The organism is Garicola koreensis, assembly GCF_014195445.1.
GTDB classification, from domain to species: domain Bacteria; phylum Actinomycetota; class Actinomycetes; order Actinomycetales; family Micrococcaceae; genus Nesterenkonia; species Nesterenkonia koreensis.
This window is the reverse complement of the sequence record NZ_JACIBT010000002.1, coordinates 29,920-55,123: the sequence shown is the minus strand read 5'-3', so window position 1 is coordinate 55,123 and position 25,204 is coordinate 29,920. Positions and strand designations below refer to the sequence as shown.

Annotated in this window: 27 protein-coding genes, 1 tRNA gene and 1 pseudogene; 8 read left to right on the top strand and 21 right to left on the bottom strand. The window is 65.1% G+C overall.

What is annotated here, in order from left to right:
* Positions 1-45: 45 nt before the first annotated feature.
* Entirely contained in the window at positions 46-1,881 is a 1,836-nt protein-coding gene (locus tag FHX47_RS05655) for a proline--tRNA ligase (RefSeq protein ID WP_183357946.1), read from the top strand.
* Positions 1,882-1,917: 36 nt separating this feature from the next.
* Here the strand turns inward: FHX47_RS05655 and FHX47_RS05650 are convergent, their stop codons facing one another.
* The 10 genes from FHX47_RS05650 to dxr form a co-directional block, all read right to left on the bottom strand.
* Entirely contained in the window at positions 1,918-2,841 is a 924-nt protein-coding gene (locus FHX47_RS05650; protein ID WP_183357945.1) for an ICP22 family protein, read from the bottom strand.
* A gap of 320 nt (positions 2,842-3,161) precedes the next feature.
* Positions 3,162-4,484 (bottom strand): OmpA family protein, encoded by a 1,323-nt coding sequence (locus tag FHX47_RS05645; RefSeq protein WP_183357944.1) that lies wholly within the window; start codon positions 4,482-4,484, stop codon positions 3,162-3,164.
* Positions 4,485-4,499: 15 nt separating this feature from the next.
* Complete coding sequence (locus tag FHX47_RS05640) at positions 4,500-5,081, bottom strand: OmpA family protein (protein ID WP_183357943.1); 582 nt, start codon at positions 5,079-5,081, stop codon at positions 4,500-4,502.
* A 2-nt stretch (positions 5,082-5,083) separates the two neighbouring features.
* Positions 5,084-5,878, bottom strand: a complete 795-nt coding sequence (locus FHX47_RS05635) for a hypothetical protein (protein WP_183357942.1) — start codon at positions 5,876-5,878, stop codon at positions 5,084-5,086.
* Between the two features lie 109 nt (positions 5,879-5,987).
* Entirely contained in the window at positions 5,988-7,244 is a 1,257-nt protein-coding gene (locus tag FHX47_RS05630) for a serine/threonine-protein kinase (RefSeq protein WP_183357941.1), read from the bottom strand.
* A complete protein-coding gene (locus FHX47_RS05625; RefSeq protein WP_183357940.1) occupies positions 7,241-7,918 on the bottom strand; it encodes an RNA polymerase sigma factor in 678 nt (225 codons plus the stop codon). Before FHX47_RS05625 ends, FHX47_RS05630 begins: the two co-directional genes overlap by 4 nt.
* A 169-nt stretch (positions 7,919-8,087) precedes the next feature.
* Positions 8,088-8,993 (bottom strand): GNAT family N-acetyltransferase, encoded by a 906-nt coding sequence (locus FHX47_RS05620; RefSeq protein WP_183357939.1) that lies wholly within the window; start codon positions 8,991-8,993, stop codon positions 8,088-8,090.
* Complete coding sequence (gene ispG / locus FHX47_RS05615) at positions 8,968-10,143, bottom strand: flavodoxin-dependent (E)-4-hydroxy-3-methylbut-2-enyl-diphosphate synthase (protein ID WP_183357938.1); 1,176 nt, start codon at positions 10,141-10,143, stop codon at positions 8,968-8,970. The genes FHX47_RS05620 and ispG overlap by 26 nt, the downstream gene beginning before the upstream one ends.
* A 111-nt stretch (positions 10,144-10,254) precedes the next feature.
* Positions 10,255-11,781 (bottom strand): M50 family metallopeptidase, encoded by a 1,527-nt coding sequence (locus FHX47_RS05610; RefSeq protein ID WP_183357937.1) that lies wholly within the window; start codon positions 11,779-11,781, stop codon positions 10,255-10,257.
* Entirely contained in the window at positions 11,781-13,103 is a 1,323-nt protein-coding gene (gene dxr, locus FHX47_RS05605; protein WP_183357936.1) for a 1-deoxy-D-xylulose-5-phosphate reductoisomerase, read from the bottom strand. Before dxr ends, FHX47_RS05610 begins: the two co-directional genes overlap by 1 nt.
* Positions 13,104-13,311: 208 nt before the next feature.
* Between dxr and FHX47_RS05600 the strand changes: the two genes are divergently transcribed.
* Both FHX47_RS05600 and FHX47_RS05595 read left to right on the top strand, forming a co-directional pair.
* On the top strand, positions 13,312-13,782 hold the full coding sequence (locus FHX47_RS05600; RefSeq protein WP_221206116.1) for a GNAT family N-acetyltransferase: 471 nt from the start codon (positions 13,312-13,314) through the stop codon (positions 13,780-13,782).
* 34 nt (positions 13,783-13,816) lie between these two features.
* A complete protein-coding gene (locus tag FHX47_RS05595) occupies positions 13,817-14,830 on the top strand; it encodes a Gfo/Idh/MocA family protein (RefSeq protein ID WP_183357935.1) in 1,014 nt (337 codons plus the stop codon).
* Here FHX47_RS05595 and FHX47_RS05590 read toward each other — a convergent pair.
* The gene (locus tag FHX47_RS05590; RefSeq protein ID WP_246328052.1) at positions 14,791-15,339 is read right to left on the bottom strand and encodes a winged helix-turn-helix transcriptional regulator; all 549 of its coding nucleotides are present in this window, start codon (positions 15,337-15,339) and stop codon (positions 14,791-14,793) included. The genes FHX47_RS05595 and FHX47_RS05590 overlap by 40 nt on opposite strands.
* A 138-nt stretch (positions 15,340-15,477) precedes the next feature.
* Between FHX47_RS05590 and FHX47_RS05585 the strand changes: the two genes are divergently transcribed.
* Complete coding sequence (locus tag FHX47_RS05585) at positions 15,478-15,819, top strand: YciI family protein (RefSeq protein ID WP_183357934.1); 342 nt, start codon at positions 15,478-15,480, stop codon at positions 15,817-15,819.
* Between the two features lie 39 nt (positions 15,820-15,858).
* Here the strand turns inward: FHX47_RS05585 and FHX47_RS05580 are convergent, their stop codons facing one another.
* Positions 15,859-16,449 (bottom strand): DUF998 domain-containing protein, encoded by a 591-nt coding sequence (locus tag FHX47_RS05580; RefSeq protein WP_183357933.1) that lies wholly within the window; start codon positions 16,447-16,449, stop codon positions 15,859-15,861.
* A gap of 140 nt (positions 16,450-16,589) precedes the next feature.
* Between FHX47_RS05580 and FHX47_RS05575 the strand changes: the two genes are divergently transcribed.
* On the top strand, positions 16,590-16,748 hold the full coding sequence (locus tag FHX47_RS05575; RefSeq protein WP_183357932.1) for a hypothetical protein: 159 nt from the start codon (positions 16,590-16,592) through the stop codon (positions 16,746-16,748).
* Positions 16,749-16,750: 2 nt separating this feature from the next.
* Here FHX47_RS05575 and FHX47_RS05570 read toward each other — a convergent pair whose 3' ends face one another.
* The 6 genes and pseudogenes from FHX47_RS05570 to rpsB form a co-directional block, all read right to left on the bottom strand.
* Entirely contained in the window at positions 16,751-17,311 is a 561-nt protein-coding gene (locus FHX47_RS05570; RefSeq protein ID WP_183357931.1) for a DivIVA domain-containing protein, read from the bottom strand.
* A 2-nt stretch (positions 17,312-17,313) separates the two neighbouring features.
* Complete coding sequence (locus tag FHX47_RS05565) at positions 17,314-18,264, bottom strand: phosphatidate cytidylyltransferase (protein WP_183357930.1); 951 nt, start codon at positions 18,262-18,264, stop codon at positions 17,314-17,316.
* A 14-nt stretch (positions 18,265-18,278) separates the two neighbouring features.
* Positions 18,279-18,836, bottom strand: coding sequence for a ribosome recycling factor (gene frr, locus FHX47_RS05560; RefSeq protein WP_183357929.1), 558 nt, complete (start codon positions 18,834-18,836; stop codon positions 18,279-18,281).
* Positions 18,837-18,907: 71 nt separating this feature from the next.
* On the bottom strand, positions 18,908-19,627 hold the full coding sequence (gene pyrH, locus FHX47_RS05555; protein ID WP_183357928.1) for a UMP kinase: 720 nt from the start codon (positions 19,625-19,627) through the stop codon (positions 18,908-18,910).
* 115 nt (positions 19,628-19,742) lie between these two features.
* Positions 19,743-20,585: a translation elongation factor Ts gene (tsf, locus tag FHX47_RS05550; protein ID WP_183357927.1), complete on the bottom strand. Its 843-nt coding sequence runs from the start codon at positions 20,583-20,585 to the stop codon at positions 19,743-19,745.
* Between the two features lie 210 nt (positions 20,586-20,795).
* Positions 20,796-21,570, bottom strand: a pseudogene (gene rpsB, locus FHX47_RS05545) (30S ribosomal protein S2); the annotation flags it as partial.
* Between the two features lie 513 nt (positions 21,571-22,083).
* Here rpsB and FHX47_RS05540 point away from each other — a divergent pair.
* A complete protein-coding gene (locus FHX47_RS05540; RefSeq protein WP_183357925.1) occupies positions 22,084-22,599 on the top strand; it encodes a peptidoglycan DD-metalloendopeptidase family protein in 516 nt (171 codons plus the stop codon).
* Positions 22,600-22,778: 179 nt separating this feature from the next.
* Here FHX47_RS05540 and FHX47_RS05535 read toward each other — a convergent pair whose 3' ends face one another.
* Together FHX47_RS05535 and FHX47_RS05530 are read right to left on the bottom strand one after the other, a co-directional pair.
* A complete protein-coding gene (locus FHX47_RS05535) occupies positions 22,779-23,054 on the bottom strand; it encodes a hypothetical protein (RefSeq protein ID WP_183357924.1) in 276 nt (91 codons plus the stop codon).
* 5 nt (positions 23,055-23,059) lie between these two features.
* Complete coding sequence (locus FHX47_RS05530) at positions 23,060-23,779, bottom strand: RelA/SpoT domain-containing protein (RefSeq protein ID WP_183357923.1); 720 nt, start codon at positions 23,777-23,779, stop codon at positions 23,060-23,062.
* Positions 23,780-23,976: 197 nt separating this feature from the next.
* Between FHX47_RS05530 and FHX47_RS05525 the strand changes: the two genes are divergently transcribed.
* Positions 23,977-24,312 (top strand): peptidoglycan DD-metalloendopeptidase family protein, encoded by a 336-nt coding sequence (locus FHX47_RS05525; RefSeq protein WP_183358076.1) that lies wholly within the window; start codon positions 23,977-23,979, stop codon positions 24,310-24,312.
* Between the two features lie 316 nt (positions 24,313-24,628).
* The gene (locus FHX47_RS05520) at positions 24,629-24,979 is read left to right on the top strand and encodes a DUF488 domain-containing protein (protein ID WP_183357922.1); all 351 of its coding nucleotides are present in this window, start codon (positions 24,629-24,631) and stop codon (positions 24,977-24,979) included.
* A 63-nt stretch (positions 24,980-25,042) separates the two neighbouring features.
* Here FHX47_RS05520 and FHX47_RS05515 read toward each other — a convergent pair.
* Positions 25,043-25,116, bottom strand: a tRNA-Ile gene (locus tag FHX47_RS05515).
* Positions 25,117-25,204: the final 88 nt, after the last annotated feature.

Genomic DNA, 25,204 nt, shown 5'->3' with positions numbered 1-25,204 from the left:
TCATTCTGCCAAACAAATGCACCCAGGCCCGATTAGACTCGTGACATGACCACACGCTTGTCCCATCTGTTCCTGCGCACGCTGCGCGACAATCCTGTCGACGCCGAAGTTCCCAGCCACCAGCTGCTGGTCCGGGCCGGCTATATCCGCCGTGCCGCACCGGGCATCTACTCCTGGCTGCCGCTGGGGCTGTCGGTGCTGCGCAAGCTGGAGCAGATCGTGCGCGAAGAGATGACCGCCATCGGCGCCCAGGAGGTCCACTTCCCGGCACTGCTGCCCAAGGAACCCTATGAGGCCACCGGCCGGTGGGAGGACTACGGCGATGGGATCTTCCGGGTCGGTGACCGCAAGGCTGAGGAGGTCGAGCCGGGTGTGCGCCGGCCCAACTATCTGCTCGCACCCACCCACGAGGAGGTCTTCACCCTGCTGGTGAAGGACCTCTACAGCTCCTATAAGGACCTGCCGCTGAACATCTATCAGATCCAGAACAAATACCGCGACGAGGCCCGTCCGCGCGCCGGGCTGCTGCGTGGCCGGGAGTTCATCATGAAGGACTCCTACTCCTTCTGCCTCACCGAGGAGGACCAGCAGGCCGCCTATGACGCCCACCGGGCAGCCTATGTGCGGATCTTTGAGCGCCTGGCGCTGGACGCCCTGCCGGTGGATGCGGTCTCCGGGGCCATGGGTGGATCGGCCTCTGAGGAGTTCCTCTACCCCAGCGACGTCGGCGAGGACACGTTCGTGGAGTCCCCCGGCGGCTACCGGGCCAACGTGGAGGCGGTCACCTCGGTGGCCCCCGAACCGCGCGACCACCAGCACCTGCCTGCCGCCGAAGTCCACGACACCCCGGGCACCGACACCATTGAGACGCTGGTGACCGCCGCCAATGCCACCTTCCCCCAGGACGAGCGCGAATGGGGCCCCGCCGACACGCTGAAGAACGTCGTCGTCGCCGTGATCAGCCCCGATGGTGGTCGCCAGGTGGCCGTCATCGGTGTGCCCGGGGACCGGGAGGTGGACTTCAAACGTGCCGAAGCTTCGATCGGCGCCCAGCTGGGAATCGCCGGTGAGGTCTCTGTGGAGGCCGCCGAGCCGAAGGACTTGGCGCAGCAGGCCGGAGGCATCGTGCCCGGCTACATCGGTCCCGGGCTCTCGCTGGAGCAGCCGCAGCTGGGGGCCGAGTCGGCCACCGGCATCCCCTACCTGGTGGACCCGCGCGTGGTGGAGGGAACCAGCTGGATCACCGGCGCCAACCGGGAAGGTCAGCACGTGTTCGGCCTGGTGGCCGGCCGGGACTTCACCTGGGACGCCACGATCGAATCAGTGCTGGTGCGCGACGGCGACCCCGCCCCGGACGGCTCGGGGCCGCTGACCACCCGCCGCGGCATCGAGATGGGCCACATCTTCATGCTCGGCACCAAGTACGCCGATGCGCTGGGTCTGCAGGTCCTGGATGAGAACGGCAAGCTCTCCACCGTCACTATGGGCTCCTACGGCTTCGGCGTGACCCGTGCACTGGCCGCGCTGGTGGAGGCCAATCATGATGACAAGGGCATCATTTGGCCCTCCGCAGTGGCCCCGGCGGATGTGCATCTGGTGGCCACCGGCAAGGGTGAGGAGATCTACCACGCGGCGGAGAAGCTCTCCGCTGAGCTGGAGGATGCTGGCCTGAGCGTGATCTACGATGACCGGCCCAAGGTGTCCCCCGGTGTGAAGTTCGGCGACGCCGAGCTGCTGGGGGTGCCCACCATCGTGGTGGTCGGCCGCGGGCTGGCCGAGGGCAATGTGGAGGTCAAGGACCGGCGAACCGGTGAGGCCGTGCAGGTGCCGGTCGGTGAGGCAGTCGCGCATCTGAGGGAGCGCGCCGCCACCCTGCGCTGAGCGTCTGCGCACCTTGCGGGCAGACGCCCGGCTGCCTCAGCCCTCGGCGGCAGAGCCCTGGTCCTCACCGCTGTCGCCGCCCTGGTCTTCGCCGCTGTCGCCGCCCTCGTCGTCATTGCCGCTGTCCGCACCGTCGTCGCCGTTCTCCGCATCCCCTTCATCATCTTCGGGCTCCGGTTCAGGAGCGGTGACCTCTTCTCCGGTGAGCGTGGAGAGCACCGCAGCAGCTTGAGCCTCCAGGTCCACGGCGAGCTCCTCACGGGGTTCCTCGTCCAGCGGCTCATCCAGGGTCGCCGCATTGACGACCACCGTGGACCCATAGCGCAGCAGGACAGTGAGCCCGCGCTGGGTCTCATCCGCAGCCTCCATGGCATGGCTGACCGCGAGGGCGTCTTCCGCACCGGAGCGGACCTCCACCTCATCCAGGGCGGTCTCGGTCTCGATCTGCTCGTCGTCGAGCTCACGGGTCACGGTGTGCCCATCACACTTCTGGGCCCCTTCAGCCTCCTGGTTCGCGTAGGTCTGAGCCTCGTCGGGATCTTCGAAGCTGTAGACCGCCGTCTGGCGCTGCTCGTGCTGGGCGATGGCGGTCAGCGCACCGGAGGGGACCGGCAGCGCGGAGGAGGTGACGAAGGATTTGCACTGGGCCGGTTCGACCCTCAGCTTCTGCAGCTCACGGTTGAGGTCACGCAGTGAGCCCCACCAGTCATCAGTGTCGGTGATCTCGGCACCGTCGATGCTGTCCTCCAGGGCTTCGCGCATCCGATCGTGAGAATGCTGATCACCGGCCGGCTGCGGCGCGGTCACCTGCACCTGGTCCATGCTGCCCTCAACTGAGCCGCCGCCTGACGATCCGGGATCGTCCTCCTCCACCGTGGTCCCACAGGCGGAGAGGACCAGTGCCAGGGTCATCGCTGAGCTGCTCGCCACCAGAGTGCGTGCGCTGGTTCCAGATTTCATCACCATCATTATGGGCCCGACCCCGCCTGCCGGCGCGGCGCACGCGCCGTGCTGGCAACGAAGCTCCCGGCTGGTGGGCGTTTTGCGCCGCATTAATCGCGGATGGCCCGGATATCGCGGCGCTTAACGCCCACCACAGAATGGGGTGACCGTACACAGGGCTGCCGGCCCGACGCCGCGGCTGCCGTGGACCAGATATCCCCGTCGGTGTTTCACATCGGCACCACAACCCAGCTCATGTGAAACATGCGCAGGGAGAATCGGAGTGCGCCCTCCTGTGAGGCGACTGGGCGCCCTGCTGGCAGCGACCAGGCCGGCTGCTACTCCTCAGCGTCCTCCAACTCGTAGTCGACCTCGGGCTCATAGCCCTGCGGCTGGACGGTGATCACCACTCGCCGGTTCTGCTGGCGGCCCTCATCGGAATTGTTATCAGCGCGCGGATAGTCCTGCCCCAGCCCCTCGGCGGTGATGGAATCCTCGTCGACGCCGGCGTTGTCCACCAACCAGTCGACCACCGATTCTGCCCGCAGCTCGGAGAGCTCATAGTTGTCGTCGTAGACGCTGGTCGGCAGATCATCGGTGTGACCTTCGACCTCGATCGCGTAGTCGTCGTCGCGCTCGCCGATATCTTCAGCAATGGCCTCCAGCTCACCGGCCGCATCGCTGCGCATCTCATACTCGTCGCTGTCGAAGAGCACATCGCCTTCAGTGGTGTAGGAGACCGATTCGTCCTCTTCTGAGCGCTCGGTGTGGTCACTGCCTTCCAGCCGATAGCCGGCCATGAAATCCCCTTCGACGAATACTCCGGGAACGAAGATGCCCGAGGAGAAAACCCCCGAGAGGAAAGTGCCGGAAATAAAGTCGCCCTCGTCGGTCCTGGTGTTTCCGCGTGAGGCATTGGCTTGGGCGGTGTTGGACTGACCGAGGTTTCCGCGGCTGATGTTGCCCCGGGCGACGTTGGAGACTGCCTCGCCTTCCCCGACCTCGTCCTCCTCGACCTGACAGACCTGCTCGTGGTGGTCGCCCTCAATGTGCTGCGCCTCGGCTTCTTCGGCAGGGACGACAACTTCCTCCAGCACTGTGCCGTCAGGCAAGACGACCTCCGGGATCGTACGCTCTGGGATGGTGAAGCCAGGGATATAGGCAGAGCTGATGGCCACTTCGGCCATGCAGTTCGCCGGCGCATCGAATTCAATGATGCAGCCGGCCTGGCCGACCCGCTCAGGAACGACGACGTCGGGGACGCCGGGAATCTCGATCTCTTCTCCGTCTATTTCCACGGTCTCGGCTGCTACGCCCTCGAAGCGCTGTTCCTCGGCGACGACGTCGTCCAGCCAGGTAACAGTGGCCTCGTCAGATTCTTCAGCGTCCTCGCACTCTTCGAAAGTCACCGGGGCGTCCACCTCGGCGATAAGCACGTCCTCGCCGTCGTCGCTGGGGCTGGACTCCGCGGCCGCATCTGCCGTCTCCGGCTCGTTGGTCTCACCCGACTCATCCGAGACCGCCTCGTTGTCGGGCTGCGGAGACGACGCCGAGCCTGCCTCCTGAAACTCGGCCGTCTCCTCCGGCACACAGGCCGTCAGCGCCAGGGCGGTCAGTGCCACCATTCCGGATCCGGCGCGCAGCCAGGTGGTCGTCGTCATAGTTGAACCTCCCTCTCAGTCGTAGCGGATCTCCACCCGGCGGTTCGCGGCAAAGGTCGACGGATCATCCTCGTCCTCCTCGACGGCCGGATCAGACTCGCCGAAACCTTCCACGTTCAGATCCAGGTCGGCGCGCTCCTCCGCCAGAACATCGGCGACAGCCTCCGCCCGGTTCTCCGAGAGCACCTGGTTGTCGAAGTCATAGTCATCCGGCACCGGATTCGAATCCGTATGCCCATGCACATCGACCGCAGCTCCTTCCGGAACCTCCTCAATCAGTTCGGCGATCCGCGGCCCGGCGGCGTCCGGAAGCTCCCACTCCATAGCGGAGAAAAGAATATCGGTCTCCAGGATGATGACGTCCTCCTCCTCGGACTCTTCCGCACCCAGTGAATCGACGCTTCCTTCAGCGCTGAACTGCGTCACGACGGGGCTGTATTGAGTGACCGAATCGGCGAGCATGCCGGTGGTCACCTCAGCAGGCTGCTCGGGCTTCTCCTGCACCTCTGGCTCCGACTCAGCCGCAGCAGGAGCAAGTGGCACAAGCATTGAGCCCAGCAGCCCCACGCCGAGAACGCTCAGGGATCGGAACCCCATGCTCACTCATCCCCTTCGCCGGAATCGGCGCCGTCATCGTCGTCCAGGTTGCTCGGCTCACCGTCACCCCAGTCGATTTCCACATCTTCGAACTCGGGGGCAGCGGGGATCCCCACGCTGATGGTGTCGATATCAGCGTCAGGCACGGCATAGTTGGCCCAGTAGACAATTGTCTCGCCGGAGTTGACTCGCGGACCAACGACATCGGTTGCCCAGGACCGTGAACCGGAAGCGCGCAGCGCGGAGTACCTGGTGAGGTTCTCACGGTCAAAGAGCGCGGGGGTGGCCAGTCCTCCGTTGTTCCCATGCAGGTTGTACAGGTTGTGCGCGCCCCTCGAGGAGAACTCGGGCGTGAAGGTCAGCAGAAGCTCCATAGTGTTGCCCTTGACCTGCAGGTGGTGCAGCCCCAGGGTGATCGAGCCGTCAATATCGGAGTCAGGAATGGTGTACTCGACTGTCTGCACAGCATCCGCAGGGTCGATCGGTCCTTCAGATGTCTGCGCCACCGTGTCACTGGGGCTTTCCGCCGCGCCCTCAGCAGCGTCGGGCTCCGCCCCGCTGTCGGCCTCTTCTGGCTCGTCCAGGGCACCGTCTTCTGAATCTTCTCCTGCACCGGAGTTCCCATCAGCCACCTGAGCTTGTGCTGTGCTGTCCTGCTCTTCAGTCTGGCTTCCCGCTTCCGCATCGTCGAACTCCGCGGCCTCATCGTCCGTGGCGCAGGCAGTCAGCGCCAGGGCCGCCAGCGCGGCAACCCCTGGTGCCGTCCGCCAAAACCTGGTGCGAGTGGTCCTAGCCATTGGTGATCTCCTCAAGTTTTTCGTGTCCGTTCTCTGTCACTACATCTATGAGTCGCAGCACGACGCCGAAAAGTTGCACGGCTGCCGCACGACTTATTTCGGCGTCTGCTCACTCGACCACCCGCAGAGTGTGCCGAGCCTCCAACTGCGTGCCGTCCGGCGCCCGAGTCCGCAGCACCACCTCCGCACTCCCGGCACTGGTGGCAGTGAGCACCGTCTCCTGCTGATCAGCCACGTGCGTGCCGGTCGGCAGCACCCACACCCAGGATCCGACGCCCTCCACATCAGCGGTGAACGTGGCAGGTTCACCGACCTGAACCTCACTGGGACCCTCCACGGAGACCGAGGCCCCCTCAGCGGCGGCAACCGGATCATCAGGTCCGCGCAGCAGATAGCCGGTGAGCAGACCCGCCAAGGCGGTGACCAGGATGATCAGCCCGGCCACCCCAACAGTGCGCCACCGACGACGACGCCGGCCCCCGGGGAGACCGTGCCGGTGGGCGTCGCCAGCCGGTTGACCCTGGGTACGCGGCGGTTCGGTCTCAGGTATCGGTTCGGGCTCCGGCACCGGCGGCGCCAACGCCTCCTCCAACTCGGCCAGCCATGCAGCCACATCAGGCTGGCGGCGGTTCGGCGCGGTGGCCATGCCACGTGTGAGCACCTTATGGAATGCCTTGGGCAGCTCAGCTTCCTTCGTCAGCCACTGCAGCAGGGCCGACATCGCCCAGATATCAGCCCGGGTGTCTACCATCCCGGGGCCAGCCTGCTCCGGCGGCCGGAACCCCGCAGTGCCTCCGGAGACAGTCAGCCCGGAGTTCATCGCCAGGTCCTTGCACATGCCCAGATCAGCGATCAGCAGCCGTTCATCAGCCCGCAGAACCTCCGTGCTCAGGCCAGCTGACTCGTCCTCGATCAGTTCGGAGGGCTTGGTGGCCAGCAGCAGGTTTCCTGGGCTGAGGTCCCGGTGGACCAGCTGCTGCCGGTGCACTGCATCCACTGCGGCGGCCAGCGGCCGGGCAAAAGCCAGCGCGTCCTGACGGCCGGCCCGCCACCCCTGCCGCCACAGCGCGGCAACTCGGCTCTGCACAGTGCCGCGGTCGGCATGCTCAAGGACAAGATGGGGCTGTTGACGCGCCGTTTCACCGATGTCGTGGACCGCCACCACATGAGAGCCCTGGACCTTGCGCAGACTGCGGCCCTCGCTGATGAACCGTTCCCGGATCTCCGGGTTCAGACTGTGGTTCTCGGCCAGAACCTTCAGCACCACCGTGTCATCCAATAGGGCGTCGTGGGCGCGGTGGACCGTGGCAAAGGAACCGACACCGATCACGTCCCCCATCTGGTATCGGTCCAGCCCTTGGGTCATCGGCCCCATCCGTCGTCGTCGCGTCCGTCGTCCTCGCGCAGCTTCGCCGCCACCATCGCCCGCCCTCTGCTGATCTGTGCCTTCACCGTGCCCTCGGCTCTGCCCAGTCGGGCAGCGACCTCAGCATAGGCCAGCCCCTCGATATCCCGCAGAGTCACCGGCTCCCGGTAGCGCTCATCCAGTTCCGCCAGCGCCTGCTGCACCGAGGCCCGGGTGGCGATCATCGAGCTCATTCTCGCTGCAGGGCCGGTCTCATCCTCCGGAACCGGGGCGGATTCCCGCTGGCGCCGCAGGTGGTCCATCACCCGACGACGCACGATGCTGTGCACCCAGGTGGTGACCTTGCTGCGCCCGCTGTAGGAGCTCACGGAGTCGGCGACGGAGATCAGGGCGTCCTGGCTGACGTCGTCTGCGGCCGTGTGGTCCAGCAGTGCGGCTTGGGCGAAGCGGCGCACAGTGCCGGAGGCGTCCAGGGTTTCAACGAGCAGCTCCACCGCAGTCGGATTGTGGGGCGCGTGGTGCGCCAGCACCGCCAGGGCGTCGTCGTACTCCCCCACCTCGACCGCAGATCTGCTGAGTCGCCGCGCAGCAGCTGCGTTCCCCGACTGCAGGGCGTGCTCCAGCTCGGCAGTGTCACCGGCGGCGGCGCACGGCTCCCCCCTCGCCTCACTCATACCAGAAAGTCTATCCATGCAGCCCGCTGCACGCGCGGTCGGCGGCGAGGCTGCCTGCGAGGACTCCGCCATAATGCCCGCTGGTGGGCGTTTAGCGCCGCAATAATGGCGGATGGGCCAGTTCACACGGCACTTAACGCCCACCACAGGATGGGGCGGCCGGGAAGGTTCAGAACAGCACCGTGGTGTAGGTGCCGCAGTGCTGAAAGCCGACGCGTTCGTAGGCGCGGATGGCGGCGGTGTTATAGCTGTTGACGTAGAGGCTGACCTGCGGGGCCAGTCGCAGCCCGTAGTCGATCACCGCAGCCATGCCCGGTGCGGCGATCCCCTGACCCCGCCAGCGCGGATCGACCCACACCCCCTGGACCTGCACGACCTCATTGGTGACAGCGCCGAATTCGGCCTTGAAGACGATCTGCCGACTCTGCGGGTCCACGCTGATCAGGGAGTGGCCGGCTCGGATGAGCCCGCGGATGCGTTCCCGGTACAGCGAGGCGCCCTGCTCGTAGGGGGAGAACCCCAACTCTTCGGTGAACATCGCAGCACAGGCACGTTCGACGGCGTCGAACTCCTCCATCCGTGAGTGGCGCAGCCCGGCCAGCGGCTCCACGTCCCCGGAGGGCGCATCGGTGTGCATCAGCGGCTGCCCCTGCCGGACTTCACGGCAGTGGGACCAGCCGGTGGCCTCAAACATGGCCAGCACCGGCTCGCTGCGGCCGTAGATGGAGGAGACCCGACGGCGCAGCGCGCGCAGCCCAAAGCCGAAGAGCTCGCCCTCGGCGGCGTCGGCGGCGACCGGAATGATGTTGGATCCCACCCAGCAGGCACTGGCCAGTTCCGCCGAACCGGGCCGGTCGGTGCCGAGGACCAGTGCGGCATTGCGGCCGCGCCCCGGTGCTGCGGTGCCGCGCTGGCGCACGGTGGCGGTCACCGACACATGGGCGATGGGGTCAGTGGCCAACAGCGCGTGCAACGCCGCGGTGTCGTCACCGGAGAGCACGCGGACCGCGCCGTCTGTGGCACGGGCGACCTGGTTGTGCGGACTGGCCCTAGCCGACGGAGACCACAGGGGCACCGGAGGACGCTTCCTCTGACTCGCCGTCCAGGTCCATCTCTTCAGCAAGCCGATTGGCCTCCTCGATGAGCGTCTCGACGATCTGGTCCTCGGGCACTGTCTTAATGACCTCGCCCTTGACGAAGATCTGCCCCTTGCCGTTGCCGGAGGCGACCCCGAGGTCGGCGTCGCGCGCCTCTCCGGGGCCGTTGACGACGCAGCCCATCACGGCTACGCGCAGCGGGTGCTCCATGCCCTCCAGACCCTCAGTGACGTCGTCGGCGAGTTTGTACACATCCACCTGGGCGCGGCCGCAGGAGGGGCAGGAGACGATCTCCAGTTTGCGCGGGCGCAGGTTCAGCGACTCCAACAGCTGATTGCCGACTTTGACCTCCTCTGCCGGCGGGGCGGAGAGGCTGACTCGGATCGTGTCGCCGATCCCCTGGGAGAGCAGCGCACCGAAGGCCGTGGCCGACTTGATGGTGCCCTGGAAGGCCGGTCCGGCCTCAGTCACGCCCAGGTGCAGGGGCCAGTCACCGCGCTCAGCCAGCATCTGGTAGGCCTGGACCATGACCACCGGGTCGTGGTGCTTGACCGAAATCTTGAAGTCGTGGAAGTCGTGCTCCTCGAAGAGGGAAGCCTCCCAGACGGCGGACTCCACCAGGGCCTCCGGGGTGGCTTTGCCGTACTTGTCCATCAGCCGCTTGTCCAGCGAACCGGCGTTGACGCCGATACGGAGGCTGACGCCGCTGTCCTTGGCGGCTTTGGCGATGTCTCCGACTTGGTCGTCGAACTTGCGGATGTTGCCGGGGTTCACCCGCACCGCGCCGCAGCCGGCTTCGATAGCGGCGTAGACGTATTTGGGCTGGAAGTGGATGTCGGCGATCACCGGAATCTGGGACTTCTGGGCGATGATCGGCAACGCCTGGGCGTCTTTGTCGGTGGGGCAGGCGACCCGGACAATATCGCAGCCGGAGGCCGTCAACTCAGCGATCTGCTGCAGGGTGGCGTTGATGTCGTGCGTCTTTGTCGTAGTCATCGACTGCACGGAGACGGGGTGGTCGCTGCCGACGCCGACGTCTCCGACGTTGAAGTTGCGCGTGGGCCGGCGCGGACTGAGGACCGGCGGTGGTTCTTTGATGCTGGGCATGCCGAGATTGATCGCGCTCATGGGTCCCATCGTACCGACCGCAGCGCCTGACCCCTATTCGTCCGGCGTCATTTTTCGCTCCAAGCTGGTGCAGCCCGACGACGCCCGCGCAGTGCACACCTCTGGCGACGGTCATTCAAAGAGGGTGATCGGATTGACGATGTCTGCCAGGATCAGCAGCCCGCCCATCGCCAGCAGCATGACCGCCACCACGTAGGTCAACGGAAGCAGCTTGGAGATGTCGAAGGGCCCCGGATCCGGCCTGCCGAACAGCTTGGCCAGCCGCCGGCGCAGCGACTCGTAGAGCGCTCCGGCCACATGCCCGCCGTCCAGCGGAAGCAGCGGGATGAGGTTGAACACCATCAGGGCCAAGTTGACCGAGCCCACGATCGACACCAGGGAGGCGAACCGGGATTCCAGGGGGATCTCTTCCTGGACGGAGAGCTCTCCGGCGATCCGGCCCACCCCGACCACGGACATCGGGCCGTTGGGGTCGCGTTCGGCGTCGGTGAAGGTGGACTCGGCGACGTCGTAGAGGCGCACCGGCAGGGTCGACACCACTTGGCCGATGGCCTTGGTCTGCTCCCACACCATCGGTCCGGCCTCCCAGGGCGGCTGGCGCTGCAGCTGCACCTCAGAGCCCATGCCGATGAACCCGGCCGGTTCGGTGACCAGGTTGCCAGCGGCGTCGCGCTCGACCCGGCCCAGCCCGTCGATCACCGGACGCTGGGTCTCAATCGGGGTCAGGGTGGTGGTGTGCTGCTCACCGTCGCGCAGGTAGACCACCTCGCTGGACTCCCCGGCGGCCTCCCGGATCAGCGGGGTGAGCTCGTCCCACTCCTGAACCGGCTGGCCGCCGAACTCCAGAATCGTGTCGCCGGGGCGCAGGCCGGCCTCAAAGGCTGGGCCGGGCGGGTCGGTCTCAGCGCATTCCTGCTGGGCGGCGGTGGACTCGGCGTCGGCGGCCTCCACGCTGGTGACGCATTCGAACACTTCAGCCACCTGGGTGGTGGGGGTCTCGGTGCCGTGGGTGGAGATCGTTCCGGCGGTCAGCGCCAGTGCCAGCACCCCGTTCATGGCGGGCCCGCCGAGCATGATGATGACCTTCTTCCAGGTGGCCAGCCGGTAGAACATGCGGTTCTCGTCGCCGGGCTTGAGCTCCTCGGAGGCGACCTCGCGGGCCTCGTTGGACATCTGCTGGAAGATGCCGGTGGAGTGCGAAGCCACCGTCTTCTTCCGCTCCTGAGGCACCTGTTCGGCTGCCGCTGAGCGTTCGATGGGGGGTGCGGCGTACTGGGCGCCGACCTGCTGGAGGTAGGGGTCGGTGGGGCCCTCGTCGTGGTCGCCGTCGGCCGAGTCACTGTCGGCCGAGTCACTGTGTCCGGAGGGGTCTGCGGCGTCGTCGTCGGTCTCTTCCAGCGGCGGGTACATCCCGATCATGGCGATATAGCCGCCCAGCGGCACGGCTTTGACCCCGTACTCGGTCTCCCCCTTGGTCTTGGACCACATCGTGGGGCCGAAGCCGATCATGTACTGGGTGACCCGGACTTTGAACAGCTTGGCCGGCAGCAGGTGGCCGACTTCGTGCAGGGCGATGGAGATGATGATCCCCACCACGATGATCAGGATGCCGCCCACGGCAAGCAGTGCGGTGCTCATCATCCCACCCCCCCGGTCTGGACCAGCCGGTCGGCGGTGCTGCGGGCCCACTGTTCGGCGGCGAGCACCGCGTCCAAATCGGCCTGGGCCTCGCTGGTGCCGGTGTGGGCGGCGAGCACCTGTTCGACCACTGCGAGGATTCCGGTGAAGGGCAGCCGTTCGGCGTGGAAGGCCGTGACGGCCTGCTCATTGGCCGCGTTGTAGACCGCCATGTGGGTCGCCGAGGTGGAGGCGGCCTGCTTGGCCAGTGACACGGCGGGAAACGCCTCCTGGTCCAGCGGTTCGAAGTCCCACTGCATCGGGTGGGTCCAGTCGATGGGGGTGTCGATGCTCTTCAGCCGCTGCGGCCAGCTCAGGCCCAGGGCGATGGGCACCAGCATCCGCGGAGGTCCGGCCTGGGCCAGGGTGGAGCCGTCGTGGAACTCCACCAGGGAATGGATGTACTGCTGCGGGTGGATGACGGTCTCAATGTCGGCGAGCGCCACGTCGAAGAGCAGGTGGGCCTCGACGACCTCCAGAGCCTTGTTGACCATGGTGGCGGAGTTGGTGGTGACCATCAGACCCATGGCGAAGTTGGGGTGCTTCAGCGCCTGCGCGGGGGTCGCCGCTGCCAGGGCTTGGCCGTCCCACCCGCGGAAGGGGCCGCCGGAGGCGGTGAGCACCAGGCGGCGGACTTCGCTGGTGCCGTTGGTGGTCAGCGAGCACAGGCCCCGCTCATGCCGGCCGGATGCCAGCGCCTGGGCCACCGCGGAGTGCTCGGAGTCCACCGGCACCACCTGACCCGGCCGCTGCACCGCGTCCTTGACCAGGGCGCCGCCGACTACCAGGGACTCCTTGTTCGCCAGGGCGAGCGTGGCCCCTGCGCGCAGAGCGGCCAGCGTGGGGCGCAGTCCGATGGAGCCGGTCATCGCGTTGAGCACCACATCGGCTTCCGCCTCACCGGCGATCCGTTCGGAGGCTTCTGCGCCGCTGAGCACCTCTGGTGCCCTGCCCTGATCCGATGCCGGGACCGGGGACTCATCCAGGATCCGGCGCAGCTGCTGGGCGGCGTCGTCGTCGTGCATCCCCACCACCGCAGGCGTGAACGTTCTGACCTGCTCGGCCAACAGCGCAGCGTTGGTGCCGGCGCAGAGCGCGACGACGTCGAACTCGTCGGGATGCTCAGCGATGACCTGCAGCGCCTGGGTGCCGATGGAGCCGGTGGAGCCGAGGATCGCGACTCGGCGTCGCCGGCCGGCTGTGGGTGCCGGCTCAGCAGGCCCAGCGTTGACAGACCGAGCGTGGGCCGATCCAGCGTGGACAGACCCGGGGTAAGAGGACATGCGCCCCATTATTGCCGTTGAGCCGATAGGACAAAAACTCGTCGCGCTGATCCCACATGAGGCTGGGCGCATACCGGGCGGGTCACCTGCCAGACTGGCGTCTGCGGGGTTTGTGAGACCGACGACGACGAACAGGTAAGCTGGGACCACCCCAGACTCAGATGTTTCGGCACCAATCCGGCCCCAGGCCGACCCGAAGGAGCTTTCCATGCAGATCACTCTGCGCGAGGTGAAACCGGCGGACATGGACCAGTTCTTTGCCTTCCAGCAGGACGCCGACGCCGCCCATATGGCCGGTTTCGCGCCGACCAATCCCACCGACCGGACGATCTTCGATCACCATTGGGGCGAGCTGCTGCGGGATGAGAACACGATGGTGCGCACCATCGATGTGGACGGTCAGGCGGCAGGCTCCATTGCCGTCTACCGCGACGACGATGTGCATGAGGTGATGTTCTGGACCGATAAGCAGTTCTGGGACCAGGGGATCACCACCACGGCCATGGACCAGTTCCTCACCGAGTTCACTGCGCGGCCCCTGCGTGCCCGGGTGGTGGTCGACAACGTGGGGTCGATGAAGATCCTGCAGTCCCGCGGGTTCACCGAGATCGGCGAGGAGCAGGTGTTCTCCAACGCCCGGGCCCACGTGGTGACTGAGAAGCTGCTCGAGCTGAGCTGACCTGGGGCTTCAGCGCGCCTGATATCTTCTGCCCATGAGCACAGCACCGCCGTTGCGCTGGGGAATTCTTGCCACCGGATGGATCGCCCAGCAGTTCACCGCCGACGCCCAGCTTGCTGGTATTGAGGTGGCCGCCGTCGGCTCCCGGTCCCAGCAGAGCGCCCGCCGCTTCGCCGCCGACTACAGCATTGCGCGGGCCTACGGCTCCTATGCCGAGCTGGCCGGCGACGACGACGTCGACATCCTCTACATCGCCACGCCCCACCCGATGCACTATGAGCACACGATGCTCGCGCTTCAGCACGGCAAGCATGTGCTGGTGGAGAAGCCTTTCATGCTCAACCGCGCCGAGGCCGAACACGTGCGGCAGACGGCCCACGCCAAGGGGCTGCTGGTCAGTGAAGCGATGTGGACCCGGTATCTGCCGCATATGGTGCGCATCCGCGAGATCCTCTCCTCCGGCGCCCTGGGTGAGGTGCGCACGGTCTTCGCCGATCACACCAACCGGTTCACCACTGACCCCACGCACCGGATCAACGCCTTGGACCTCGGCGGGGGCGCACTGTTGGACTTGGGGGTGTACCCGATCTCCTTCATCTTCGACGTTCTGGGTGCCCCGGTCTCGGTGCAGGCCAGTGCTCGGATGGGCGCCACGGGCGCGGACACTGAGGTAGCGACGGTCATGACCCACAGCAGCGGAGCCCTGTCGACGTCGACGGTGTCCTCCCGAGGCGCTGGGCCGAATACTGCCCACATTGTGGGCACTGCGGGCCGGATCGATATAGACCGACTCTGGTTCGCCGCGTCGGGATTCACCCACTACGACGTCGACGGCGCGGTGGTGGAGCAGCACACGCCCAGCGTTGAGGGCCGCGGCATGCAGTTTCAAGCTCTCGCCGCCGAGGAGCACGTAGCCCAGAACACTCTCGACGGTGAGCTGATGACCCCCGACGAGTCAGTGGAGATCATGGGCACTCTGGACGAAATCCGCCGCCAGATCGGCCTCACCTACCCCGGTGAATCAGCCCCGGCGGAACCTGCGCTCTGAGCCACCTCGGCCTGATAGGCCCGCTCCAGGCGGGTGAGCACTGAGGCGCCCGACCCGTGCAGCCCTGATCCTTGTAGTTCTGCACCTAAGTGGATGACTCGCAGCTCATCCATAAAGTCCTGCCACAGCTGTGGGCCGCCGTCCTCAAGAACTTTCGCCCGCACACTCAGTTCGGGGCTGACCGGCAGAAACTTCCGACCCCACGCCCCCAGCTGCACCAGGACCGGGACCAGCTGGATCGCCTGTTCGGTGAGGCTGTAGATCTGGCGCTGCTTATGGGTCGGATCCGGAGTCCTGGTGATGAGCTCATGGTGCCGCAGCCGTTTGAGCCGGTCGCTGAGGATGTTGGAGGCAATACCTTCCTCGGACTCCCCCAGCAGTTGGCGATAGTAGCGGCGATTGCCGAACATGATGTCGCGGATGACAATCAGCGACCAGCTGTCCCCCAGGACCTCCAGGGAAAGGTTGATCGGGCATCCGGAACGATGCCCGGCCGCTTGGTGCGCCAAAGATGCTCTCCTTCATGATCCACCCGTTCACAATTCACCTGTTCGGACTGGTTGCATTCTACACTCAGTCTGTGATGTCATCATTTTACCGATTGCATGGTGCAATTGGATGCCTGTCGGACCGGCGAAGGAGAAATCGTGAGCACCACACCATTTACCGCCACCCATCTGCTGATCCATCGCTACGTACCGGGTACCGGGCCCCAGGAGGGAACTGCAGAGCTTGACGCCGAGATGCAGATCTGGGTGGAGCTGGATCGTGAATACCGCGAGTCAGGAGTGTTGCTGGGCTCCTATGCGCTTCAGAACGCCGCTGTCGCCTTCGGGCAGCGGTTCGGCCAGCACGAGGACATCGTCTTCGCCGTCCACGCCCTCGCCGTCGCATCGCAGAGGGAGGCTGAACGGATCGCTGAACGCATGCCGCACCTGGGCTACGGATCCACTGAAGTCCGCCCACTGATGGACGTGGACCTTGAATAATCCGCTCCCTCCGCTCTGAACTGCCTGCAAGATCACCAGCTATAAGAATGCGACGAAGACTGCGGCGAGCCAGAGCCACCCGGCAGTGATCATCACCTTCTGGATGACCCCGGCCCGCGGGGAATCGCTCTCCCATGCTCTGCCAAACGCCACAAAACCCGCCACCAGTCCGACGGCCACCGCCGCTGAGGCTATTCGCATCATCCCCCACGGTAGGACAACCGCACTGATCGCGGCGGCCGCTGGCAGTGTGCCGAACACCAGCATTCCGGCATAGTCGTGCAGCGTGTGATGTCGGCTGAACGTATCCGGGTCGCCGTGGGGAGCACCTGGCGGGTAGCCGCGCATCGGGTCCATCGGAAAGATTCCAGAGGCAGCCAGGCTCAGACCGAAGACCACCAGTACCCACCCCAGCCAGATGCTCTGGCCTGCGAAGAGCACCCCGGCAGCCCCGAGGCAGGTGGCTGAGCCACAGATGATGAAGTTCGCCGTCTGGAGCCATCCGCGTGACCCCAGAGCCAGGGCGCTGACGGGATGGCGCACCGAAGAATAACCGGGTCGCGTCCAGCCGTCCAAAAGGAAAACCACGACAAAGGCGCCCGCTCCGACCGCGCCGATCCCCAGAAGCATCGTGAGGCCCCCTTCATTCGAAATCCTACGGGCCGGTCATCAGTACACTACGAACGCTCACTGAGAACCAGTGCCGATAGTCACCGGCTGGCACCCATCGGCCCTGCGGAGATCAGAAGGAAGCTGCGCGCTTCACAGACGTGCTGGCCAGCACGATCGTCGACGACGTAGCCGCCGGTGGGGTGCACCACGGCGCCGATGTGATGTGGTCGTCGATGCCGCAGCGGCCCGCCTACACCAGACTCGGCGTCGTCGGGCGCGGATCCACTGTGATGCCTTCCCGCTGCCGGCCGAGGTGAGCTCAGCCGACTGAAGCCATAATCTCAGTCATCCGGTCCAGGAACACATCCACCTGGGCCTCATCGTAGGCGTTGGCCCCGGTGACGGAGGTAAAGGTGATGGTGCGAATCTCATCGACGCTCATGGGGTTCTCCCCGTCGAGGTACTGCTCAAGCTGCCGGCACAGCTGATCGACCTCATCCTTGCGGTATCCCAGTGCGCTGGCGTTGGCCGGCTCCCGGAAGCGCTGCTCCTCGGCGCGCTCCATCCTGCGGCGCAGCGGCTGGGAGCGCTGATGCAGCTGTTCGTACCAGGCGTCTTCGCCGTGCTGAGCGATGAATCGGTCCCGTTCGGCTCCGGCGAAGGCGTCCTCCAGCCGGTCCAGCGCTGCGTCCACCTCCACGGGGCTGTAGCCGCCGGCACCCAGGGTGAAGCTGACCTCACGAATCTCGGACAGCGCCATGCTGCGGCCTGAGTCGTAGGCTTCGCGGGCGCGGGCCATGAAGTGGTCCACTTCGCCGCGGTCGTATCCGTTTTCGTGTTCGTGCAGCAGGGTGAACAGCGGTGCAGGAGTAGAGCTCATACTCATAACCCTAAGGGAAGGCCCGCCGAATCAGCAGTAAGCGCCACAATCACGAAGTAGGCGGTGGGCATCGCGAAGACGATCGAATCCAACCGGTCCATGACTCCGCCGTGACCAGGCAGCACCTGGGACATATCCTTGCGACCGAGCTCACGCTTGACCATCGATTCGCTGAAGTCCCCGGCCGTGCCGGCGATCACCACGGCCACCGCCAGCAGCGCGCCGAGGAAGAGCGGCTCCTCAAAGATCAGCCACGAGGCCAGCATGCCCACCAGCACTGCGCCGATCAATGAACCCGCAAAACCTTCCCACGATTTCTTCGGGCTGACCTTGGGCGCCATGGGGTGTTTGCCGAACAGCACACCCGCGATGTAGCCGAATGTGTCATTGGCGACCACCAGCAGCACCACCACGATCAGCCGCCACTCCCCCTGGGCGGTCTGCAGCACCAGCAGCGCGAAGGAGATCAGGTACGGCACCCAGCATGCGATGAAGATCGAAGCGGTAATACTGTGGCCGGGGTGATGGACCCGAGTGATGGCGGCACCGACCACCACCGCGACCCCGGTGACCATCAGCGCCAGCGTCAGCGCCTCCACACCACCCCAGTAGGCGGCCACCGGCATCGCCGCGGCCCCCAGGTAGAGGGGAACTTTGGGGATCTGCAGTCGGCGTCCGCCCTCAATCTCTACCGACTCCAGGGCGCGAGCGACCTCCCATACGCCCAGGCAGAGCACCACGATCCATACCGCGATCAACAGCGGGGGGACGAAGAAGATGCCCAGGAGGGCCGGCACCAGTAGGACGACGCCGGTGGCGATGGCCGCCGGCAGGTTCCGTCCGGCGCTGACCCGTCGCTTCTTGGTCGCCGGGTCTTCCGCCGTGGGGGGCTCCGCCCTGGGTGTCTCCGGCGTGGACGGGCCCGGCGCGCGTGGGTCCGGCGTGGTGGTCATCGGGGGTCCTCGGTTCAGACCTCGAGGAGCTCGGCTTCCTTACGCTTGACCATCTCGTCGATGCGGTCAACGAACTTCTTCGTCAGCGCCTCGAGGTCCTTCGTCGCGCGATCGCCCTCATCCTCACCGACGTCGCCGTCCTTGACCGCCTTCTCGATGCTGTCCTTCGCTTTGCGGCGAGCGTTGCGGACCGAGACCTTGTGGTCCTCCCCCTTGCCCTTGACGATCTTGACGTACTCTCTGCGACGCTCCTCGGTCAGATCAGGCATGGTGATGCGGATCTGTTTGCCGTCGTTGGAGGGGTTTGCGCCGATCTCGGAGTCAGACAGCGCCTTTTCGATGTCACGCAGGGAGCTGGCGTCATAGGGAGTGATGAGGATGGTGCGTGCATCGGGGGTCGCGAAGGAGGCCAGCTGCTGCAGCGGAGTGGCGGCACCGTAGTAGTCCACCAGCACCTTGGAGTACAGGGCAGGGTTGGCGCGGCCGGTGCGCACGGTGGCGAAGTCCTCACTGGTGGCTTCCACGGCACGCTCCATCAGCTCTTCGGCTTCGAGCAGGGTCTCGTCAGTCACGTGTTTCTCCTTGAGCTGTAGGGTCTCGGGTCACAGTCTACCGACCTGGTCAGCACCTCGGTGCGGCCGGGTCAGGGCGTGACCAGGGTGCCCAGCTCTTCGCCGAGCAGGACCCGGGTGATGTTCCCCGGCTCTTCCATGCCGAAGACTCTCATGTGCAGACCGTTGTCATTGCACATGGTCATCGCCGTCTGGTCCATGACGCGAATGTTCTGGTGCAGCGCCTGGGTGTAGGTCAGCTGCTCCAGGCGCTGGGCACCTGGGTCGGTGCGCGGGTCAGCGGTGTAGATGCCGTCGACGCCGGACTTGGCCATCAGCACCATATCTGCGCCGACCTCCAGCGCCCGCTGGGCACACACGGTGTCGGTGGAGAAGAAGGGCATGCCGGCACCGGCGCCGAAGACGACGACGCGCCCCTTCTCCATGTGCCGCACCGCGCGCAGCGGGATATAGGGTTCGGCCACCTGGGCCATGCCGATGGCTGTCTGCACCCGGGTGGGCTGACCGGACTGTTCCAGAAAGTCCTGCAGGGCCAAGGCGTTCATCACCGTGCCCAGCATGCCGATGTAGTCGGCTCTCGACCGGTCCATCCCAGCCTTTGAGAGCTCGGCTCCGCGGAAGAAGTTGCCGCCGCCGACGACGACGCAGACCTCCACCCGGTCGCCCACCGCAGCGATCTGTTCGGCAATGCCGCGCACAGTGGCCGGGTCCACACCGACGGAGCCTCCGCCGAAGACCTCGCCGGAGAGCTTGAGCAGGACACGTCGACGAGCTGGTGCTTTCTCTGGCATGGGGCTCCTTAGATACTGTTCTCGGCATACAAAAGGGGTGGCCACCGTGGTGCTGGTGGCCACCCCCTTTGAATTTCAGGTCAGACGTTAGGGGTCAGTCTAACCGCTGTGCACATCAGTTGCCGACGCGGAACCGTGCGAAGCCGGTCGCCGCGGTCCCGGCCTCCTCCAACACCTTGGCCACAGAGACCTTGGGGTCCTTGGCGAAGGGCTGATCGACCAGGACGTGCTCCTTGAAGAACGCGTTGGTGCGGCCCTCAACGATCTTGGTCATGGCCTGCTCCGGCTTGTTCTCTGCCCGAGCGGTCTCCTCAGCGATGCGGCGCTCATCAGCCACCAGGTTCTCCGGAACCTCCTCACGGGTGAGGTAGGACGGTGACATCGCAGCCGCATGGACGGCCACATCGTGAGCGGCAGTCTTCGCGCTCTCACTCTCAGCGTCGACGGCGACCAGCACACCCACCTGGGCGGGCAGGTCTTTGGAGGTCTTGTGCAGGTAGGCGTCGACATAGGCGCCGCTGATCTTCTCCAGGCGGCGGACCACGATCTTCTCACCGAGGACTGCACCGCCCTCCTCAGTCACGTAGTCGCTGACTTTCTTACCCTCGACCTCGGCGTCGAGCAGGGCCTCGGCGCTGGCCAGCTGGTTTTCCACAGCCACGTCCAAAACTTTCTCAGCCAGGCTGACGAACTTGTCTGACTTCGCGACGAAGTCGGTCTCAGCGTTGACCTCGAGCAGATAGCCGGTGGTTCCGTCGACGACCTTGGCCAGCGCCAGGCCCTCTGCAGCAGAGCGGCCTTCGCGCTTGGCGGCGCCTTTCAATCCCTTGATGCGGATGGCCTCGATGGCCTGGTCCATGTTGCCGTCGGCCTCGTCGAGCGCCTTCTTCACGTCCATCATGCCGGCGCCGGTGCGCTCACGCAGGGCTTTGATGTCGGCAGCGGTGTAGTTCGCCATGGGTGTCTGGTGTCCTCTCAGTCCAGAGTAGCTGGGTCAGGGTCCGCGATTACTGGGATTCTGCGGCTTCAGATACGTCTGCGGCCTCTGTTGCGTCAGCATCGGTGGGGATGTTGGCTTCGCCGGTCTCGGCCTCAGCCGCGGCGTCGCCGGCGGTGCTGGGGGCGGACTGGTGCGGCTCGTCCTCGCCGCGGGTCTCGGTCTCGCTCGTCTCAGCGGTGTGCTGCTCCAGCAGCTCGCGCTCCCACTCGGCCATAGGCTCTGCCGGGGCTCCTGAGCCGCCGCCGCGCTTTTCATCACGTGCGATCAGGCCGTCAGCCACGGCATCTGCCACCACGCGGGTGAGCAGGTCCACTGAACGGATGGCGTCGTCGTTGCCCGGGATCGGGTAGCTGACTTCGTCCGGGTCACAGTTGGTGTCCAGGATGGCGATAACCGGGATGCCCAGCTTGCGGGCTTCATCGACTGCCAGGTGCTCCTTGTTGGTGTCCACCACCCAGACCGCCGAGGGGGTCCGGTTCAGATTGCGGATACCGCCGAGGTTGGCGTGCAGCTTGTCCAGTTCGCGCCTGAACAGCAGCAGCTCCTTCTTGGTGTACTGGGAGCCAGCGACGTCGTCGAAGTCGATCTCTTCCAGTTCCTTCATGCGCTGAACGCGCTTGGAGACGGTGGCGAAGTTGGTGAGCATCCCGCCGAGCCAACGGTGGTTGACATAGGGCTGGCCGACGCGGGTGGCCTGCTCGGAGATGGTCTCCTGGGCCTGCTTCTTGGTGCCGACGAACAGGATGGTGCCGCCGTGGGCGACAGTCTGCTTCACGAAGTCGTAGGCGCGGTCGATGTAGCTCAGCGACTGCTGGAGGTCGACGATGTAGATGCCGTTGCGCTCGGTGAAGATGTAGCGCTTCATCTTCGGGTTCCAGCGGCGGGTCTGGTGGCCGAAGTGAACTCCGGAGTCGAGCAGCTGGCGCATTGTGACGACAGGCATGGTGTCCTTTCAGATGTCGGGCTTTCAACACAGTGCTCAGCCAACGCCCCTGGGGGCGTCGTCCTGCTGCGCTGTGCAGCGCCGACGTAGTTTTCTCGGTTGCATGACAGCCCGGTTCTCCCGGGCTCCTGGCTGCGGCCCGATCTGGTGATCACAGTTCCCGGACACACAAGAAACTCCTGATGGGAGCTGGTTTGTATGGACCGATGGGAATGTCCCGGCGTACCGGGGATTCGCAGCGCGTAGTCAGCTGTTGCGGCACAGTGAAGCGCACACAGTCCAGCTGCTGCCTCCCAGTTTAGCCTGAATGCGCCCCAATCCCCAACAACGGTCCACAAGCCCTCACCGCGACGAGTTTTCCAGAGGTCCTGGCAACGGACGGGGACACGCCATCCGTCCCCCAGACCTCGGCTGGGCCGCACTGCCCAGGCGCGCGGGGCCTGACTCTTGAATCATGAGCACCGAACAGACGACGATCACCGCCTTTCCACGGACCGGCCGACCGGTCCTGTGGTGGCCCGAGCCCGGGACGTCCTTCTGCTGCTGGCACTGCTGCTGGGGCTCTTCGGCGCCCCTCCGGCCACACCAGTTATGGCTCAGGCTGACTCCGGCACCTGGGTGAGACCCGCAGACGGAGCGGTGACCGACGGATTCTCGGCTCCCCCGGTTCCCTGGGCACGTGGGCACCGCGGCATTGACTTAGCCAGCAGCACCGGCACCCAGATCCGCTCTCCCGCCGATGGGGTGGCCAGCTTCTCCGGCGTCGTGGTCGACCGTGAGGTCCTCTCCGTCAATCACGGCGGCGGATACATCAGCTCCTTCGAACCCGTCGAGTCCGATCTCCAGGTCGGAGACACCCTCACCGGAGGCGAGACTGTCGCTGAACTGAGCACCTACGACGACGGCTCCGCCCACTGCGACTCCCCCTGCCTGCACTGGGGCGTTCGTCTGCACGGCGAATACATCAACCCCCTTCTGCTGACCGGTGAATTGGAACCCTCCGTGCTGTTGCCGCTGCACAATCGTTGAACGGCCCGAAAACGGCCTGACTCCTATGAACCCCAGGACCCCGTCCTCCCGAGCACGTCAAGCCCCTCCGCACGCAGTCTGGCTGCTGCGCATATTAAGCAGACTACGGGGACACAGGAGAAGCTCCGAAGAGCGCAGTCTTCCTCTGTGCCTAAGAAGGAGGCTGCGGCTCAGATACCCTACTGGATTGAGGCGAGCATACGCTCGAGAGCACCTTCGTCCAGCGACGCATTCTGGAAGCCGGTGAAGTACGTGCTGTGAGTAACTTTGACGGTCTCTATCGAGTCTGACCCAACCAGGACGATGTCGATCGCCCTGGAATCCCGGTATTGCTCCTCGAGGTTCTCGTACCGCGAAGTTGCGGCCTGGGGGTCATGGCCAAAATCTTCGACGTCGATAAGTTCGTCGCGAGCATGGTCGAAGGTCAGTAAGAAGTGGCGGATAGAGGAACTCATCAGTCTCACCCACTCCTTTCTGCTCGTTGGACTAGATGGGCGATGCGAGCTCGTTGTCTTCTGAGGGTATCAGCAAGCCCTTCAGGGACAGGTGTGCCCGTCTCGACTGCTTCGTAAAGGCTGGAAAGGTTTTTCATGTACTCCTGGTACTCAGAGCCACCGTCCTGTTTGTAGTTGATGCCCATCCGGGCAGAGACGTTCTCAACATCTTCGGCCCATGCATGCATCAGAGTGGTTCTAAGTTGCACTTCGATTGTAAGGCGTGTGCTGTGGTCCCGCACGAAGCAGTGCACGGCTCGATATCCGGATGCGCGAGGACTCCTCACATAGTCAGCGGTGTCCTCAGTACCGCCCCGCCAATTCGAGACGATGGCGGCATGAACACGATCAAGCTCCTGGAGGTCATCCAACACGATTCGGCAACCACCGATGTCCCTCATCCTGGAAAGGTCCAGTCTTGGCTCGCGCTGCAGCTTGTCCAGCATGGTCGGCATCTTCTTGAGCCGCTGAGTGACTCGAGCCTCGCTTCCAACAGACATAAGTCGCTGTCGCAGACGATTGTTTACGCGGGTTAGCGGACCGCTGAACTGCGCCCGGTAGGCCTCGATGGTTCGAAGCGCTTGGTCTAACCCTTCCAAGTCCACGGAGGAATCACCGCGGAAAAACTTGCGTACCTTACTCCCAGCCTTTTTGACCTGCTTGCTGCTGGGAGCTGTGATCTCCATACACGCCAGACTACGACAGGTCGTGCGCTTATGCCTGGTTGCCTACCGTAGAGGCCAAGTCGGCTGAAACTTCACATGTAGCGCAGGATCGTTCAGGAGTTTCTTGCAGAAATGTTGTGGCGAGCAACAGCAACCGCACAGCACCAGCTCTTCTCACCTCCTAGTGGCGCTCTCCCTGGGCACGTGGGCACCGCGGCATTGACTTAGCCAGCAGCACCGGCACCCAGATCCGCTCTCCCGCCGATGGGGTGGTCAGCTTCTCCGGCGTCGTGGTCGACCGTGAGGTCCTCTCCGTCAATCACGGCGGCGGATACATCAGCTCCTTCGAACCGGTGGATTCCCCGCTGAAGGTCGGCGACTCCGTCAACGCCAGCGAACCCATCGCCGAACTGGGAACCTACGACGACGGAGCCCACTGCGACAAACCGTGCCTGCACTGGGGCGTTCGTCTGCACGGCGAATACATCAACCCCCTTCTGCTGACCGGTGAATTGGAACCCTCGGTGCTATTACCCCTGAAAGCTGGTGATTGAGCGCGGGATACGGGCCTAAGCGCCGAAGCAGATATCACTGTCGAGTGCACGGGCTCCTACGTTGAGGCTTCTGTCCATGCTGCCAGCCTCATCACGAAAGCCTCGGAGGTCGGATGGGGCCCGCTACTCAGGTGAGCAGGTTGTCGACGAGGACGGGCCTTGATCCTTGTTTTTGAGCGGATGCCCTGGCAGCCGCCCCCGCAGCGGCAAACTGTACGAGAGTTGGGGTAGGAGGTTGCTGACCCTTGAGCATGACTCCGCCAGGCGCTTCCACAGAACCCGTGACTCGCTCTCGTAGATGGTGTAGGTGTGGAGCATGAATGTTGTCACCAAACGGATATACGACGAACCCGGACACAACGACGGCACACGTGTTCTTGTGGACCGAGTCTGGCCGCGCGGAGTGCGCAAGGAGGACGCGCAGCTCGATGACTGGGTAAAAGATGTGGCCCCTTCAACAGAGCTGCGCAAATGGTTCGGCCACGATCCGGACAGATTCGACGAATTCGCCGACCGGTACCGACAGGAACTGAACACCAGCGAAGGCCACGAGGCGCTGCAGCGGCTCAAGGAGGCCCTCACCGGCAATCGCCTGACTCTGCTGACGGCGACGAAGGACCTGGAGAACAGCCACGTCACGGTGCTCTCCGACGTGGTGCGCGAGTAGCTGCGCCGATTCGACCTGCCGCGGAACCCCTGGTCATAGTGCTCTGACTAGGCGCTTCTCTAGTCCGGGGTGCGGGACTTGAACCCGCGACCAAAGGATTATGAGTCCTCTGCTCTGACCAACTGAGCTAACCCCGGTGGTGACGCGCTGACCCATCTTATCCGAGCCGCACGACGAGCTGCGCCGCAGCCTGCCAGCACGGCAGTTCATGACGTCGGCGTCGTG

Coding starts and splice junctions, on each gene's coding strand:
- FHX47_RS05655 (WP_183357946.1), top strand. CDS start 46: ATGACCACACGCTTGTCCCATCTGTTCCTGCGCACGCTGCGCGACAAT.
- FHX47_RS05650 (WP_183357945.1), bottom strand. CDS start 2,841: ATGAAATCTGGAACCAGCGCACGCACTCTGGTGGCGAGCAGCTCAGCG.
- FHX47_RS05645 (WP_183357944.1), bottom strand. CDS start 4,484: ATGACGACGACCACCTGGCTGCGCGCCGGATCCGGAATGGTGGCACTG.
- FHX47_RS05640 (WP_183357943.1), bottom strand. CDS start 5,081: ATGGGGTTCCGATCCCTGAGCGTTCTCGGCGTGGGGCTGCTGGGCTCA.
- FHX47_RS05635 (WP_183357942.1), bottom strand. CDS start 5,878: ATGGCTAGGACCACTCGCACCAGGTTTTGGCGGACGGCACCAGGGGTT.
- FHX47_RS05630 (WP_183357941.1), bottom strand. CDS start 7,244: ATGACCCAAGGGCTGGACCGATACCAGATGGGGGACGTGATCGGTGTC.
- FHX47_RS05625 (WP_183357940.1), bottom strand. CDS start 7,918: ATGAGTGAGGCGAGGGGGGAGCCGTGCGCCGCCGCCGGTGACACTGCC.
- ispG (WP_183357938.1), bottom strand. CDS start 10,143: ATGAGCGCGATCAATCTCGGCATGCCCAGCATCAAAGAACCACCGCCG.
- FHX47_RS05610 (WP_183357937.1), bottom strand. CDS start 11,781: ATGAGCACCGCACTGCTTGCCGTGGGCGGCATCCTGATCATCGTGGTG.
- dxr (WP_183357936.1), bottom strand. CDS start 13,103: ATGTCCTCTTACCCCGGGTCTGTCCACGCTGGATCGGCCCACGCTCGG.
- FHX47_RS05600 (WP_221206116.1), top strand. CDS start 13,312: ATGCAGATCACTCTGCGCGAGGTGAAACCGGCGGACATGGACCAGTTC.
- FHX47_RS05595 (WP_183357935.1), top strand. CDS start 13,817: ATGAGCACAGCACCGCCGTTGCGCTGGGGAATTCTTGCCACCGGATGG.
- FHX47_RS05580 (WP_183357933.1), bottom strand. CDS start 16,449: ATGCTTCTGGGGATCGGCGCGGTCGGAGCGGGCGCCTTTGTCGTGGTT.
- FHX47_RS05570 (WP_183357931.1), bottom strand. CDS start 17,311: ATGAGCTCTACTCCTGCACCGCTGTTCACCCTGCTGCACGAACACGAA.
- FHX47_RS05565 (WP_183357930.1), bottom strand. CDS start 18,264: ATGACCACCACGCCGGACCCACGCGCGCCGGGCCCGTCCACGCCGGAG.
- pyrH (WP_183357928.1), bottom strand. CDS start 19,627: ATGCCAGAGAAAGCACCAGCTCGTCGACGTGTCCTGCTCAAGCTCTCC.
- tsf (WP_183357927.1), bottom strand. CDS start 20,585: ATGGCGAACTACACCGCTGCCGACATCAAAGCCCTGCGTGAGCGCACC.
- FHX47_RS05535 (WP_183357924.1), bottom strand. CDS start 23,054: ATGAGTTCCTCTATCCGCCACTTCTTACTGACCTTCGACCATGCTCGC.
- FHX47_RS05530 (WP_183357923.1), bottom strand. CDS start 23,779: ATGGAGATCACAGCTCCCAGCAGCAAGCAGGTCAAAAAGGCTGGGAGT.
- FHX47_RS05520 (WP_183357922.1), top strand. CDS start 24,629: ATGAATGTTGTCACCAAACGGATATACGACGAACCCGGACACAACGAC.